General features: G+C 36.5%; 12 protein-coding genes. 7 read left to right on the top strand and 5 right to left on the bottom strand.

Translation table 11 applies throughout. From position 1 onward, the window contains the following. Positions 1–7: 7 nt before the first annotated feature. A complete protein-coding gene (locus R2Q16_RS10720; protein WP_316736982.1) occupies positions 8–5,599 on the top strand; it encodes an alpha-2-macroglobulin family protein in 5,592 nt (1,863 codons plus the stop codon). Between the two features lie 210 nt (positions 5,600–5,809). Continuing rightward, entirely contained in the window at positions 5,810–8,188 is a 2,379-nt protein-coding gene (gene pbpC, locus R2Q16_RS10715; protein WP_316736980.1) for a penicillin-binding protein 1C, read from the top strand. Positions 8,189–8,558: 370 nt separating this feature from the next. On the opposite strand, the gene R2Q16_RS10710 is transcribed toward pbpC, so the two are convergent. The 3 genes from R2Q16_RS10710 to R2Q16_RS10700 all read right to left on the bottom strand — a co-directional run bounded on the left by R2Q16_RS10710 (position 8,559) and on the right by R2Q16_RS10700 (position 11,257). After that, positions 8,559–9,251 (bottom strand): lysoplasmalogenase, encoded by a 693-nt coding sequence (locus R2Q16_RS10710; RefSeq protein ID WP_316736979.1) that lies wholly within the window; start codon positions 9,249–9,251, stop codon positions 8,559–8,561. Next, positions 9,241–10,458, bottom strand: coding sequence for a sterol desaturase family protein (locus R2Q16_RS10705; protein WP_316736978.1), 1,218 nt, complete (start codon positions 10,456–10,458; stop codon positions 9,241–9,243). The genes R2Q16_RS10710 and R2Q16_RS10705 overlap by 11 nt, the downstream gene beginning before the upstream one ends. Before the next feature lie 112 nt (positions 10,459–10,570). Beyond that, positions 10,571–11,257 (bottom strand): DUF421 domain-containing protein, encoded by a 687-nt coding sequence (locus R2Q16_RS10700; protein ID WP_316736976.1) that lies wholly within the window; start codon positions 11,255–11,257, stop codon positions 10,571–10,573. A 133-nt stretch (positions 11,258–11,390) separates the two neighbouring features. Between R2Q16_RS10700 and R2Q16_RS10695 the strand changes: the two genes are divergently transcribed. The 5 genes from R2Q16_RS10695 (at position 11,391) to R2Q16_RS10675 (ending at position 14,938) form a co-directional block, all read left to right on the top strand. Next, positions 11,391–11,753, top strand: coding sequence for a PleD family two-component system response regulator (locus R2Q16_RS10695; protein ID WP_316736974.1), 363 nt, complete (start codon positions 11,391–11,393; stop codon positions 11,751–11,753). Positions 11,754–11,758: 5 nt separating this feature from the next. Then, positions 11,759–12,388: a hypothetical protein gene (locus R2Q16_RS10690; protein WP_316736973.1), complete on the top strand. Its 630-nt coding sequence runs from the start codon at positions 11,759–11,761 to the stop codon at positions 12,386–12,388. 147 nt (positions 12,389–12,535) lie between these two features. After that, entirely contained in the window at positions 12,536–13,909 is a 1,374-nt protein-coding gene (locus R2Q16_RS10685; RefSeq protein WP_316736972.1) for an exonuclease domain-containing protein, read from the top strand. Between the two features lie 102 nt (positions 13,910–14,011). Continuing rightward, on the top strand, positions 14,012–14,428 hold the full coding sequence (locus tag R2Q16_RS10680) for a VOC family protein (RefSeq protein WP_316736971.1): 417 nt from the start codon (positions 14,012–14,014) through the stop codon (positions 14,426–14,428). A 75-nt stretch (positions 14,429–14,503) separates the two neighbouring features. After that, entirely contained in the window at positions 14,504–14,938 is a 435-nt protein-coding gene (locus tag R2Q16_RS10675) for an SRPBCC domain-containing protein (protein ID WP_316736969.1), read from the top strand. Between the two features lie 115 nt (positions 14,939–15,053). Here R2Q16_RS10675 and R2Q16_RS10670 read toward each other — a convergent pair whose 3' ends face one another. Both R2Q16_RS10670 and R2Q16_RS10665 read right to left on the bottom strand, forming a co-directional pair. Beyond that, a complete protein-coding gene (locus R2Q16_RS10670; protein WP_316736968.1) occupies positions 15,054–15,494 on the bottom strand; it encodes an NUDIX domain-containing protein in 441 nt (146 codons plus the stop codon). After that, positions 15,481–16,467 (bottom strand): cation diffusion facilitator family transporter, encoded by a 987-nt coding sequence (locus R2Q16_RS10665; protein WP_316736967.1) that lies wholly within the window; start codon positions 16,465–16,467, stop codon positions 15,481–15,483. The genes R2Q16_RS10670 and R2Q16_RS10665 overlap by 14 nt, the downstream gene beginning before the upstream one ends. Between the last annotated feature and the right edge of the window lie 38 nt (positions 16,468–16,505).

Genomic DNA, 16,505 nt, shown 5'->3' with positions numbered 1-16,505 from the left:
TCAAAAAATGGAACAACCATCTACCTATCAATCTTCCAACAAAAAGAAATTTATTTTTATTGGTCTGCTTGTAGCTTCAATTGCTGCTATACTCTTCATTTATTTTCGTCACAAAAAGAAATCTAATGAAGATAATCAGGCTTATGCAAAATATATTGAGGCTTACACTTCAGGAACGATTTCCAAAAAAAGCTTTATCCGCGTTCACTTGGCAAACGCAGCTACCGGAATGCAAGATTTAGGCAAAGCCGAAGCTCGCGACTTGTTTGAATTTTCGCCATCAATTTCAGGAAAAACCTACTGGATTGACCCACAAACAGTGGAATTCAGACCAGATGAAAACCTGAAACCTGGTAAAGAATATGAGGCAACTTTTAAACTTTCTGAGGTTTCTGCAACAGAAAAAGGCTTAGAGGATTTTGATTTCGAATTCAAAGTAATTACGCCTGGTGTTATGCTGTCCCAAAATGGATTGGTTTCTCAAAACAATACTTCTTTAGATTATATGAAGTTAACTGGCGAATTAACTACAGCAGATGCGGAGGAAACGGCTAAAATCGAAAAAGTAATTGAACTGGATTTCGACCAGAAATTAAATATTAAATGGCAACATGACCCCGCTAAAAACATTTCCAAATTCACGATTGACAGCATTAAGAAAAAAGCTAACGACCAGACTTTAAAAATAAATTGGGATGGCGATGCCATCGATGCCGACCAAAAAGGTAAAGAAGAAATTCGCATTCCTGCCTTAAATAAATTTGAAATTCTGGATATGAAAGCCATCCAAGGCGAAGAAGATTATGCCTTGGTACAGTTTTCAGAGCCCATTGGCGTTGGACAAGATTTAACGGGTATGATTACCCTTGGTAACTTAGGCGATTTACGTTTTACAATTGATGCTAGTCAGGTTAAAGTTTACGCTGCCGAAGAATTGAAAGGAAATTACACCCTAAACGTAAACAACGGTATCGAAAATATTAATGGCAAAGCTTTATCAGGCGGAAAAACGGCCAGCTTAACTTTTGAAGATAAATTGCCAAGCGTTACCATTGCAGGTGCAGGAACAATTTTGCCAAATTCGGGCAAATTGGTTCTACCTTTCGAAGCAACAAACTTAAAAGCTGTTGATGTTACGGTTATCAAAATTTACGAAAATAACATTCCACAATTCTTCCAGACCAATAGTTACAAAGATGGCAATGAGCTACGCCGAGTGGCGAAACCAATTTTACAAAAAACGGTTCGCCTGGATGAAGACAAAGCCTTAAATCTCCACAAAAAGAATCGTTTTACGCTCGATTTAGATAAGATGATTCGTACAGAGCCTGGCGCAATGTACCGGGTAACAATTGCTTTCAGACAAGAATACAACGCCTATAACTGTAAAGCTGCAGAAAGTGAAACAGATGAAGATGGTGAGGGTGTTTATGAAGACGAAGGCAGTTATTATGGAGAAAAAATTGATGAGGATGATGATTTCTGGCAACGCTACAACAACTATTACCCATCAGATTACCGTTGGAATGATAAAGATAATCCGTGTACACCGTCTTTTTATACGAATCAAAGATGGGCAAGCCGAAATTTAATTGCATCTAACATCGGTTTAGTTGCAAAGCGTGGTAATGATAATAGTATGCTTATCGTGGCAACCGATTTATTAACAGCGAAACCATTAAGCGGCGTAAGTTTAGAGCTGATAGATTACCAGCGCCAAACAATATTTACCACCAAAACCGATGGTGATGGATTTGCAAAATTCGATTTAAAACGTCAGCCATTTTTATTAATCGCCAAAAATGGTTCTGAACGCGGTTATTTAAAATTAGATGATGGTAGCTCGTTGCCATTAAGCCGTTTTGATGTTGGTGGAGATGTTGTTCAAAGTGGCTTAAAAGGTTTTATTTATGGCGAACGTGGAGTTTGGCGACCAGGAGATAGCTTATTTGTTTCATTTGTTTTGGAAGATAAACTGAAAAAGCTGCCTGCAAATTATCCCGTAACGATGGAGTTTTATAATCCGAAAGGGCAATTATACAAACGCTTAATGAACGGCAAGCCTACAAATGGTTTCTATACTTTTAAAACAGCTACAGAAAGTACATCGCCAACTGGAAATTGGATGGCAAAAGTTAAAGCTGGTGGTGCAACCTTTACCAAAACGCTGAAAATAGAAACTGTAATGCCAAACCGTTTGAAAATTGATTTCAATGTTGGTAACAGAACTTATTTAAGTGCCGGAACTTCTGCCGCTACCCTATCGGCAAAATGGCTTTTTGGTACACCAGCCCAAAATTTAAAGGCTAAAGTTGATGTAAACTTAAATACTACGGAAACTAAGTTTAAAGGTTTTGATGGCTTTAGTTTCGATAACCCTACAGTAAACTTCGAATCGCAAGTTAAAACCATTTTCGAGGGTACTTTAAATGTGGCTGGTACAGCACAAATAAATACTAATTTAAACGAAAACAATACCGCTCCGGGGATTTTAAGAGCGAATTTCACCACAAAAGTATTCGAACCAGGTGGCAATTTTAGTATTGATAACTTTAGCATACCCTATCACGTTTACAGCAATTACTTGGGTGTTCGTCCTGAAAAAGGCGACAAATTAAGTGGAATGTTGGTTACTGGTAAAGACCATAAAATTGAAATCGTAAATGTAAATACCGATGGTAAATTGCTTTCGGGCACTAAAACCGTTCAGGTTGAAGTTTACAAAACGCAATGGCGTTGGTGGTGGGAACAAGATAATCAATATACCTATGCTAATTTCACCCAAAATCAGTATAATAAATTGGTAGAAACGCATCAAGTTAATTTATCAAACGGAAAAGGCAGTTGGAATTTACGTATTAATGAACCAGAATGGGGACGTTACTTAATCTTGGTTCGCGATTTAAATGGTGGTCACGTAACGGGGAAATCTGTTTACGTAGATTGGCCTGGATGGGCACAGCGAGAGCAAGGTGCAAATCCAACCGAAGCGTCCATGTTATCTTTCACAGCAAACAAAGAGAAATTTACGGTTGGTGAAGATATTACCCTAACCATTCCGTCGGCTAAAAATGGAAGAGCTTTAATTTCCATTGAAAACGGAAGTCGGGTTTTAAAAACGTTTTGGATAGATACCAAAGCTGGCCAAACACAATATTCTTTTAAAGCGGAGAAAGAAATGGCACCAAATGTTTTTGCAAACATTACCCTATTGCAACCTCATGCGCAAACAATTAATGATTTACCAATCAGGATGTATGGTGCAATTCCACTCTCAGTAGAAGACCCGCAAACCATTCTGAAACCAACCATTAAAATGTTGGATAAAATTAAGCCCGAAACAGAAAACACCATTACAGTTGGCGAGCAAAATGGTAAAGCAATGACTTATACAATCGCTTTAGTAGATGAGGGATTATTAGATTTAACACGTTTCAAAACGCCAGACGCACATGGCGCATTTTATGCCCGTGAAGGATTGGGTGTTAAAACCTGGGATTTATTCGATTACGTTTTAGGCGCTTGGGGCGGAAATTTAGAACGCATTTTAAGCATTGGTGGTGATGGTAGCATTAACAAAAACTTAAATCCGGCAAAAGCCAATCGCTTCAAAGCAGTAGTTAAATTTATGGGACCTTTTACCATAGGTAAAGGCGAAAATAAAACCCACAAATTCAAATTGCCACAATATATTGGAGCCGTTCGGGCAATGGTGGTTGCTGGTCAGGATGCGGCTTATGGAATGGCCGAAAAATCAGTACAAGTTAAAAAGCCTTTAATGGTTTTGGCAACTTTGCCACGCGTAATTGGTCCAGGCGAAACCTTCACTTTACCTGTTACTGTTTTTGCTACAGAAAATAACCTTAAAAATGTTTCTGTTCAACTTCAGGCAAACAATTTAATTGTTCAAGGCACAAATAAACAACAGCTTTACTATAAGCAAACTGGCGAGCAGATGGCTTATTTCGAGGTGAAAGCACCAGATAAAGTTGGCATTGCAAAGGTTAAAGTCATCGCTCAAAGCGGAGCTGAAAAAACCGAGTACGATGTTGAAATGGATATTCGAAATCCAAATCCTTATATTACTAACGTAGTTTCGGCAACAGTTCAACCTGGTCAAAAATGGTCGGTAAATTACTCACCTATCGGGATGGGCGGCACTAATTCTGGTACTTTAGAAGTTTCTTCTATTCCAGCAATTAATTTGAAGAAACGATTGAGTTATTTAATTCAGTATCCACATGGCTGTATAGAACAAACCACTTCAGGTATTTTCCCTCAATTGTTTTTAGATAGATTGAGTCCTTTGAACGAGCAACAAAAAGCGCAGACTGAAAAGAACATCAAAGCTGGAATAACCAGATTAAAAGGTTTCCAAACCACCGATGGTGGCTTATCATACTGGCCAGGAGAAGGAAATTCGGATGAGTGGGGAAGCAATTATGGTGGACACTTTTTAGTAGAAGCCCAAAATGCAGGTTACACTTTACCTGTCGGATTGCTAGAAGAGCTGTTACGTTTTCAAAAAACAAAAGCGGCCAATTGGGCTCCAAACAGCAATAATTTCTACGGCGGAGATTTATCTCAAGCTTATAGATTGTATATGCTGGCCCTAGCTAAAAAACCGGAAATGGCAGCCATGAACAGATTGAAAGCATTTGAATATTTATCTGTCGCTGCAAAATGGCGGTTAGCTGCTGCCTATAAATTAGCAGGACAAAATAGCGCTGCTCAGAGTTTAATTAGTGGTTTGAATACATCGGTTCAACCATATAAACAATTAGGCGGAACTTATGGCTCTGATGTTCGAGATGAAGCGATGATTTTAGAAACCTTGACATTGCTTGGTCAGAAAGCTAAGGCTGCAAGTTTGTTGCAACCATTAGCGGCTAAACTGGGCGAAAATACCTGGTACAGTACACAAACTACAGCATACAGTTTATTGGCAATCGCGAAATTCTGCGGCACAAACCAATCTTCAAATAAATTACAGTACCAGTATGTTCTAGATGGCAAAACTGCACCAGTAAATTCTGGTCAGTACATTAACAGTACTGCCGTAAACTTCAAAGGAAATACGGCATCCATTACCAATAAAGGGAACAATGTGTTATTTGTGCGTTTGGTTTTAGAAGGTCAGCCAGTTGCAGGGCAGAATAATTTCTTACCAAACCGACCAGAAGTTTTGGATATGAATGTAGTTTACAAACGTTTAAACGGAATACCTTTAGATCCTACTACCATAAAACAAGGAACGGATTTCTATGCTGAGGTAACGGTTAAAAATCCTGGCAGGATGGGTTATTATGAGCAAATGGCTTTAACTCAAATTTTCCCATCAGGATGGGAAATTATAAACACCAGGTTAAATGATAATCAAAGTATGTTGGCTTCATCTCCATTTACTTATCAGGATATTCGCGACGACCGAGTTTTCACCTATTTCAATATTCGGGAGAATGAAAGTTTGGTGTACAAAGTGTTGCTGAATGCATCATATACAGGCAGATATTACTTATCAGCAGTTCAATGTGAGGCCATGTATAATAATGATATTTCTGCTACGCAGGATGGAAAATGGGTGCAAGTGGTAAAGTAAGTTTATGAGTTATAACTTTCGTCATGCTGAATTTATTTCAGCATCTTAATCAGTATCAACTTAAGTAAACTAGCATTAACTAACTAGATTGCTTCGTGCCTCGCAATGACGACCGCCATGTACGTCATTGCGAGGCACGAAGCAATCTTAAAGCAAAAACTTACACCTTCATTTGTAAATGATGAAATAAATAATTGAGTATCAAAATCAATGAATAAAAAACCAAAAGCATTCCTCATTTCAGATATTTTTTGCGTTACATTGCTTTTGGTGTTTTTATTTCTACTTCCAGCAAAACTTTTTAAATCGCCAACATCATTTGTTATTGAGGCTAGCAATGGAAATTTACTTAGTGCCGCAATTGCAAGTGATGGACAATGGCGTTTTCCCGTTGCCGATTCTGTTCCCGTAAAATTTAAGGATTGCATCATAGCTTTTGAAGATAAACGATTCTATAATCATTTCGGTGTAGACTTTCTGGCGATGAGCAGGGCAATGAGGCAAAACCTCAAAGCAAAAAGCGTGATAAGTGGCGGTAGCACTTTATCCATGCAGGTTATACGTTTATCAAGAAAACAAGACCGAACCATTTGGCAAAAGCTTTATGAAATAATTCTGGCTTTCAGATTAGAGTTAAAATATTCTAAAGAAGAAATTATTAGTTTATATGCTGCAAATGCACCGTTCGGCAGTAATGTTGTCGGTTTAGAAGCCGCAAGCTGGCGTTATTATGGTCGCGATGCTAAAACACTTTCATGGGGAGAAATGGCAACTTTAGCGGTTTTACCAAACAGTCCTTCTCTCGTTCATCCTGGCAAAAACTCAGTTCGTTTGATAAAAAAAAGAAATGATTTGCTGGATAAATTGGCGAAGCTTAAATACATTGACCAAAGTACCGCGAATCTTTCCAAGCTAGAGCCTGTTCCCGGTAAACCTCTACCCTTACCTCAAAATGCGCCGCATTTGCTGAATCGATTCAAAGCTGAAAGAAAAGCCTTGGAAATTAACTCGACAAGAATAAAATCTACTTTGAATGAAGATGTTCAATTAAAAATAAATTCTATTTTAAAACGCTATAATAATCGTTACAGGGCAAATGACATCAACAATATTTCTGCCTTAGTTTTAGATGCCAAAACTGGAAATGTTGTGAGTTACGTTGGCAACATCTATCAGCCAGAAAATGCTGATCTGCAAAGCCATGTTGATATGATTAAAGCACCACGAAGTCCTGGAAGTACATTAAAACCTTTGCTTTATGCAAGTATGCTTAACGACGGATTTATTTTACCGCACACTTTAATACCCGATGTGCCAACCCAAATTGCAGGATATTCGCCACAAAATTATGATTTAGGTTATGATGGTGCAATTGCTGCCGATAGAGCTTTAAGTCGTTCTTTAAATATACCCGCCGTTAAAATGCTGCAGCAATATAAATACGAAAGGTTTTATGATAAACTTAAAAAACTAGGTATTGGAACCTTAAATCAGCCTGCCGACCATTATGGTTTATCTTTAATTTTGGGTGGTAGCGAAGTAACCATGTGGGATTTGGCGAATACTTACATGGGTATGGTTAAAACTTTAAATCATTTTAATACTTACAAAGGATTATACAATCCTGATGATTATAAACAGGCAACATATTTTCAAGCGGTAAAGAAAAGCGAGAAAGATTATCAACGCAATTCTTTTCTAGATCATGGCTCAATTTGGGCAACCTTTAATGCAATGGAAGAAGTGATGCGACCTGGTGATGAAGGTCTGTGGGAACAATTTTCATCATCTCAAAGAGTGGCTTGGAAAACTGGAACAAGTTTTGGCTTTCGCGATGCCTGGGCAGTTGGATTAACTCCTAATTACGTAGTTTGTGTTTGGGTTGGCAATGCCGATGGTGAGGGCCGACCAGGCTTGGTAGGTATTGAGGCTGCTGCACCGGCTTTATTTGATATTTTTAAATTGTTACCCAACGGAAAATGGTTTGAAACCCCTTCAACAAAACTGAAAAAGATTAAGGTTTGTAAACAAAGCGGCTATAAGGCAGGTGAATTTTGCATGGATGTTGTAGACGAATTAGTGCCCACTGCTGGAGAAAAAACAAGCGTTTGCCCTTTCCATAAATTAATTCATTTAGATAGATCGGGTAATTATCGCGTTACCGACCAATGCGAAAGCGTGAATAATATGCTGCATAAAAGCTGGTTTATTTTGCCTCCAGCGATGGAATATTATTATAAAATTAAAAACAGCGACTATAAAATCTTACCTCCTTTTATGCCTGGCTGTGATGTTTCTGGCGGCAACAGCGTTATGGAATTGATTTATCCAAAAAATGGTGCAACGGTTTACATTCCTTTAGAACTAGATGGAACAAGAGGCAAAATTGTGTTAAATGCTGCACATCGTAATCAAAGCTCAAAAATTTACTGGCATATTGATAATGAATTTATTTCAACAACTACAAATTACCATCAACTAGCTGTTAATCCGCTGCCCGGAAAACATACTTTAACTCTTGTTGATGAACAAGGGGAAAGATTGGTGCAGGTTTTTACGGTTTTGGATAAGGAACGGAGAACAAATTAGATGCTGTTCGCTTTTCGTCGGTTGAAACCGACGGCAATGAAATCAAAAGTCAAGAATACATATTGTTTATCTAGCTTTTATTTTAAGCAATGTAAATATTCCAAATTGCATAACCTACTCGCTATCATTGCCGTTGACTTCAGTCAACGGTAACCGAGTGAGCACTGATTTATTGCACAGTTTGATTTTCTAAACCTGATATAAGTGAAAATACTTTTAAAACAGCAGAAACTTAAAATTTGCCGTCATTTGTAGCCGATGAAACAGATACTTCGTTCCTTTGCACGGCAGAAGTTTTTAAAAGATTGTAACGTTAGCAGGACTACAATTCCCGATTACCACAGAACAGTGCTTTCCAAAAAAAATAAATCTAAATCTCTGTTCTAGTAACTACTAATTTCCTTTCGGTTGTACCGTAAACGATTAAGAACTGCGCAATCATATAAGTTGCCATTATTAAAACGCCAGCTTGTGGAATCGGAAAAGCGAATTTATTAACCGCCAATGCACTATCTGATAAAAGGAAGAACAAAGCCCCAAATAAAATCAGTTTGTAACTAAAAATATTAACCTTTCCGTATCGGTTTACCGCCATAATTGCCATAAACGTGATGATGATTGCATAAAACAAAACCGCAAATTGCATTGCGCCAAGAAATGGTTGTAAATAGAAAAACAAGCCTACGCAAAATATTATCAAAGCACCAACGGCCCACAAAAAGAATGGGGTTTTATAGGTTGGATTTGATTTATGGTCGAGTACAAATGCCCTGATGTAAAAAATGTGGCACAGTAAAAAAGCGATTAAACCATATATAAAAAAGCTCGATATATCAGACTGTAACATCAAAAAAACATCGCCTGCTAGTGCGAAAATTAAGCCTATGAATATACGTTTATGAAATTTACCTTTAAGATTTGTGGCGCTGTAAAGCCAAACCAAAAGCGTAATTACAATTAAAGGTTTTGAGAAATTACGGATTTGAATATTACCTGATGTTTCTGCGTAAAGTTGAAGAATGTAAATAACCGCAAAAATAAAAGAGAACAGTTTAGTTTTCATCAGCATTGGGATTTGCTTTTTGTAAATTGAAGAACCAAATTACGGATATAAATTGTATGCCTGCAAATATTACTTGATATCCGATTGGGAATTTAAACAAAATAACAATTGATAATCCCAGTGCCAGCCTCAAATATTCGAACTTAACCAACCATTTCTTTTGCTCTAACAAAGCACCACAGGCTACCAACGTAAGAAGCGTAAAGGATACACCCAAAATTAGGGGCAAACTATCCATTTTGGCATAAGAAAATAAAATTGCCGAACCAGCTGCCAATGCAATAATGAACTGTATTAGAACGTATCCGGTAAGTTTAGATTGATATTCAGGATTAAATTTTCGGTAAGTGGTAACATCAATTTCTGGAGCGTGCTGAAAACCGCCCAAATGTGAAGGAAACCAACCTGGAGGTTTTATGAACACCTTTATTTTATCACTCAATTTAGGTGATTTCCTTGCAGTTTTGAGCAAATCATCCCAATAGTGTAAGTTTGCCCAAACTGGATTCCAGCTTGCTAAAGGTTTGGTAATGCCATAATAAACCTCTTCTTCTTCCTTTTGGAAAGTACCAAAAAATCTATCCCAAATGATAAGCGTTCCAGCGTGGTTTTTATCAATATATTTTGGATTAGAGCCATGATGCACCCGATGGTGCGATGGCGTGTTTAAAATGTATTCCAATAAACCCATCGATTTTATCGTTCGCGTATGAATCCAGAATTGATACAGCGTATTGAAAGAACTTAAGGTTAAAAACATAATCGGGTCGAAGCCTGCAAATGCCAATGGCAAGTAGAAAACCCAGCTAAACCAACCCTGAAACCAACTTTGGCGTAAGGCAACCGTTAAATTATACTCTTCTGATTGATGGTGAACAATGTGCGCCGCCCAAAGCGCATTAACCTGGTGGCTCATTCTATGAAACCAGTAGTAAAAGAAATCAACTCCAATAAAAAGTATTATCCAAACCCAAATTGTTTTTGGCATTTCAAAAAGTCGCCAATGTTCGAAAATATATTTGTAACCAAAAAATAAAGCGGCTTTCATGAATATACCTGTAAGCTGCTGCCCTATTCCCTGACTTAAATTTGAAATGCTATCATTTAACCTGTAATAATCAAGTTTCTTGTAAAAATTATAAGCCAATTCTATCCCGATTAGAATAAAAAATACGGGAACAGATAACGCAATGTAATCCACTTTCATAAAGGAAGAAAAATATATTTGGTTAGAAATATCAGCTTCCAATTTAAGAATTAAATCAGATTTATAGAAAGTTAAGTGCAATTAAAATCCCTAGTATGATCATAATCAAGCATTAAGTTACTCTCTTTTCATTTAAAGATTTTACCCATTTGGTTTTATCACATTTATCGCAAATCAGCTTTTCTGTAGGCTTTACCTTGACCGTATTACCGCAAAAGCTACAAGAATGATAGCCTTCTTCTGTAATTTTTTCGGTTCTTTTCTCGAAATCATCCGGTAAAATCGGTAAACCATATTTCACATCCTCATCTTTAAAATAGAAAATACTCAACTCCCCTGATGTTTCAATGATCGTTAACTTAACCTGCCCTAAATGGGTAATGTTTTTCTGCCTCAATTCTGAAAAGAATTCATCCTGAGCCAAAGGTTCTTTCTTAAAATTCTCAATAGAAAATTTACCATCCCGAATTAAATACGTTGAAGTCCCTTCAACAATTTTTTCGACTTTTTTGCTCTTTCCAACTAAATATGCTGTTATTTTATAGGCTCCAACAACAATTGCGAAGACAAATATCGCAGAACCCAAACCAACTTCTTTATAAAACATTGGGTCGCCGGCGGCAGAACCTAAACTGATAATGACAACAAGCTCAAAAATAGAAAGTTGCTTCACACCTCTTTTGCCCAATAAACGCAGACTAAATAAAATAATTAGATACATAATAAGTGTTCTAATCATTATTTCGGGGATGAAACTCCAATTTTCATCACCAAGTAGCATTTTTTCAAAATCGGGCATAATTATTTATGTTTTTAAGTAAACCCATTTATTGCAATTAATGTTTAATTCTTATCAAAAAAACGCTTTACTAAAACATTATCAACAAATCATTGTATTAGGATTGTATTTAGCACATTAAAGATAATTTCCCTTGAAAAGAATACTGGTTGTAGATGACGATCCCGATATTTTAGAAGTTTTTCAGCTTGCCTTAGAAGCTGAACATTATAGTGTTTACCCACTTTTATCACCACGTTACATTTTTAAGACCGTTAAAGACTTTAACCCCGATCTAATCATTTTAGATATAATGCTAAATGGCATGGATGGAAGAGCAGTCTTTAAACAATTAAAACTGAATCCCGAGACGGAAAATATTCCTGTTATTATGGCTTCGGCAAGGTACAACGAGAATTACATTACTTCTCAAAAATATCATCCTGATGATTATTTAGAAAAGCCCTTTAACATGAATACCATGCTACAAAAAGTAAATGCCTTAACTCAAAATTAAAATATATGAAATTTAAAATCCCAAGCTTAATTGCAATATGCTTAATAGCTTCTTCTATAAATCTTAAGGCGCAAACCAGCAGACCAGATAAGCTTTACTCTATGAGTGGTATCGGCTTTGCCTTCCCAATGGGCGAAACATCCGACTTCTTAAAACCAAAGTTCTCAACCTCTTTAGGCTTAAACCTTGGTTTAGGCAATGGCGGTTTGTTTTTATATCCGAAGGTAAGTTTACACGCTTTTGCTTTTAACCAGATTACACCAGATGCGGGGTTTAATTACACACTTCAAGACAGCCGTTCTACTACATATCTGCTAAATGTAGCTTTGGGCTATCGTAAGATTGTAGATAAGTGGGCCTTTTATGGCTTTGCTGGTGGCGGCGGTGGTTTTATATTAACACCGCAGGCAGCAGTTAATGCTCAAAGTTTACAGGTTACCATGAGCAATAAATCGAACACAACCGGAATTATCGAAGCTGGCGGAGGTATAGAATACAATTTAGGTGGCGCAGCATTATTTGTAGAAGCAAGTTATATGTACGGAACGGCAAAAATACAAAACCGTACTTTTAACACTGTTCCAATAGCAATCGGTATTAAACCAAATTTGAGTAAGCTTTTGAACAAATTATAATAGCAAAGCATATAAAATATTCAAGCGACTGCGTTTATACGTTAGTCGCTTTTTTATTAGGTTATATTTTAAAAGGCTAAATAAATTATCTTAAAAAGTATTTTATTTACTAATTATTTTAGCATAAATTTGCTTCAAATCAATTCAATGTTATACGCAATTGTCGATATAGAAACTACCGGAGGCCATGCTTCGGCCAATGGGATAACCGAAGTTGCCATCAACATACATGATGGTAATCAAATCGTTGAATCCTTTTCAACATTGATTAATCCTAAGCAACAAATACCAACATACATCACCGCTTTAACAGGTATTGATAACGAAATGATTGCCAATGCCCCTACTTTTGAAGATGTTGCCCTTCAAATTTATCAGCTTTTAAATGATAAGGTTTTCGTAGCACATAACGTAAACTTTGATTATTCTTTCCTCAAACATCACCTAAATTACGCTGGTTACGATTTGCAATGTAGAAAACTTTGCACCGTAAGGATGAGTAGAAAACTTATTCCGGGCAAGCCATCTTACAGTTTAGGCAAGTTGTGTAGCAGCTTAAATATACAGATAGAAAATCGTCACCGTGCAGCTGGAGATGCAAATGCAACCAGTATTTTATTTAACATGCTTTTAGAGGCTGATGATACAGGCGTTATTGCCGAGATGTTAAAGAAAACATCAAAGGAACAGGTTTTACCACCAAACCTCGATAAAGCCGCAATTCTCAAACTCCCAAATAAGCCCGGCGTTTATTATTTTAAAGATAGCAAAGGGAAAATAATTTACGTTGGAAAAGCAAAGGACTTAAAAAAACGCGTCACCAGCCATTTTAGTGGTAACCGACCAAATAAACAACGACAAGATTTCTTAAAAGGCATTTATCATGTAGATTATGTAACCTGTGGAACTGAACTGATGGCTTTAATTCTCGAAGCCAACGAGATTAAACGCTTATGGCCAGAGAATAATCGGGCAATGAAACGTTACGAACATAAATACGATTTATATATTTTCGAAGACCAAAATGGCTATCTGCGCTTAGCAATTGATAAACACAAGAAAAACAATAATACTTTGCAAAGCTTTAATAATTTGCTCGATGGTTATAATTTTTTAAACCTTTTGGTGGAAAAATATCAGCTTTGCGCAAAGTTGTGTTATTTACAGAAAACAATAACAAAATGTGCTGCACACGAAAATGGACAATGTTTTGGCGCTTGCAGCGGTATCGAAACTGTTGCAGTTTATAATAAGCGACTAAACAAAGCATTGGAAGAAATTCAGGAATTGCAACCTACCTTTGCTTTGGTTGATGATGGCAGACAAGATGATGAATTGAGTTGCTTGGTTGTAGAGAAAGGTAAATTTTATGGAATGGGTTATTTTACCGATAAAAATTACTTGGAAGCTGGTTTAGCTCCGCTAAAGAATGACTTACCAACATATCAGTCAAACAGTTACATCCTTAACTTGATATTAAACTATGCAGAACAAAATCCTCAAAAATTATATAAACTGTAGTTTACTATAAATTAATTTGGCTGAAATGACCTTTAATATTTCGTTTTTCACTATTTTAATCAAGCTATTAAGCTTTTAATTTTATAACCAAAATAGAAAATTATGATAAAATCAATCTGGATAAATCTCCCCGTAAAAAATGTCAACAAATCAAAAGACTTTTTTGCGAAACTTGGCTTCGCTCAAAATTTGCAGTACGGCGTTCGTGAAGATTCGGCTTCATTTTTTGTAGGGGAAAACAATCTTGTTCTAATGCTTTTTGAAAAATCATTGTACGAAAGTTTTGCAGATAGTGAAGTCGCACCAAACATTTCAGGTAATGAGGTTTTGTTTTCATTCGATGCTGAAAGCCCTGAAGAAGTAGATGAAATTGCTCAAAAGGTTTTAGATGCTGGCGGAACACTTTATGCTAAACCGGGATATAAAGATGGTTGGATGTATGGTTGCGGTTTTGTTGATTTAGATGGACAACGCTGGAATATCCTTTACATGGATATCAGTAAAATGCCTTTAGGTTAACTCCAATTTGATATTTTTAAAACAAAACGGCTTCACCATTGCTTATTTTATTAAGCGAAATCAAAATTTATTATCATGGATAAGAAACCTTTAATTGTAGAAAGAGTGTACAATGTCCCGGCTATTAAAGTATGGGAAGCAATAACCAACATCAACGAAATCAAAAAATGGTATTTTCAAATAGAAGATTTTAAGGCTAAAGTTGGCTTTAAATTCGACTTTGTTGGCGGTCCGGATGAGGGGCCACATTACTTACATTTATGCGAAGTTACTCAGGTTGAAGATGGTAAAAAATTAGCCTACACCTGGAAGTACGATAACTACCCTGGCAATTCAGAAATTACTTGGGAATTATTTGAAAATGGCGATAAAACAAGATTAACACTTACGCATAATGGTTTAGAAACTTTCGAGGAAAATGGTGAAGATTTTGCCAAAGAAAGTTTTAAAAGCGGCTGGACATATTTCCTTAACGAAGCACTGAAAGGATATTTAGAGCCGAATACATAAGCTGTTGCTTTCGTCATGCTCAGCTTTACTAGGCATCTTAATACCTAAAAAATTTTATTAAGATTATGAAGTATTAAGATGCCTATTCTTTATAACAATGTCACTTCTTTTACCACTAAAACTTTTCCTTTAAGAGTTGAGCTACTGTTTTGTCGGTCTTGAACGTGATATCTTCTATATTTAGGTTTTCGATTTTCACCCACCTAAATGCCTGTAAAATTTCGCCCTCAGCATCAAAATCATAAATCTTTGTTTTAAATGAAAGTGCCAGTGGTGCTGTTTCTTTTACTAAATAATAAATACTAATAACCTGACTGTCATTAAATGATGATTTCTCAAAAAAATCAGTCGTGTAGAAATGAGAAATTACATTAATTTCAGCATTGCACTCTTCCACAAATTCGCGTTTTAATCCATCGATTAACCCTTCCCCAAATTCTAAACCACCACCTGGAAATTTACTAAAACGAAAACCATGTTCTTCTTCATCACTCACTAAAACCTCGTTTTTATGGTTAACCAATAAACCATATACCCTTACATTAAAGTAGCTCATTTTCGAAATGCTTTTTATTTCTGACCACGATTTCAGGTGTCCAGATAATTTCTTTATTAAATGCTTGCTTTCTAACCGGACATTCACTCATATGGCAATAATGGCAACATTCTGGCAAGCATGGGTCGGCATGGATGAAAAGTTCTGCCTTTCTAACTCCACTTTTATTTATCAGTTCGTCAATTTGAGAAATCTCACGGTGTACTTGATTTAAATCGAAATAGTATGGCAAAGTTACATGACAATCAATATGAAACTCTGGCCCGTATTGCTGTGTACGTAGGTTATGTACATCAATCCACGGGTTATGTCTGTTCTTTTGTAAAACCTCAACAACTTCTTCCACCAGGGTAAAATCGCTTTCATCCATTAAACCACCAACCGAGCCACGCGTAAGTTTATAGCCCGAATAAACAATATAAAAGCCTACCAAAACAGAAAGTAAGCTATCCAACCAAATTATATTTGTTATTTGAATAAGAATTAATCCAACAACAATTGCAACACTCGTATAAGTATCTGTTAATAAGTGCTTTCCATCAGCCTGCAATGTAATTGAATGCTCCGCTTTTCCCACCTTTATTAGATACAAACCAACAATCATATTAATAAGTCCGGTTATTCCGATAATTAAAGTACCCTGCAGGAGCTGCCCTACTTCATGTGGATAGATTAAGTTGTATGATGATTTAAAGATGATGATAACACCTGCAATCAGAATCAATATCCCTTCAACAAATACGGAGAAAAACTCAACTTTCCCATGTCCGTAAGGATGGTTTTCATCACGCGGTTGCGTACTTAAATAAATACTATAGAATGCAAAACTGCCCGCAATTACATTTACAATGCTTTCGGCGGCATCGGTTAGTATAGAATTTGAGCTCGTTATAAAATACGCGACAAATTTGGCAAGCATTAGTATAACACTCACCACCAATGATAAAATGATAGCTTTCTTTTTAACTGTCACGGAGATTTTTTTTCAAAAGTACGGTTAATGGAAAAATT

Source organism: Pedobacter aquatilis (genome assembly GCF_032678425.1).
GTDB lineage: Bacteria > Bacteroidota > Bacteroidia > Sphingobacteriales > Sphingobacteriaceae > Pedobacter > Pedobacter aquatilis_B.
Note: the sequence above shows the minus strand (reverse complement) of the source record. Positions and strands in the feature narration are given on the sequence as shown.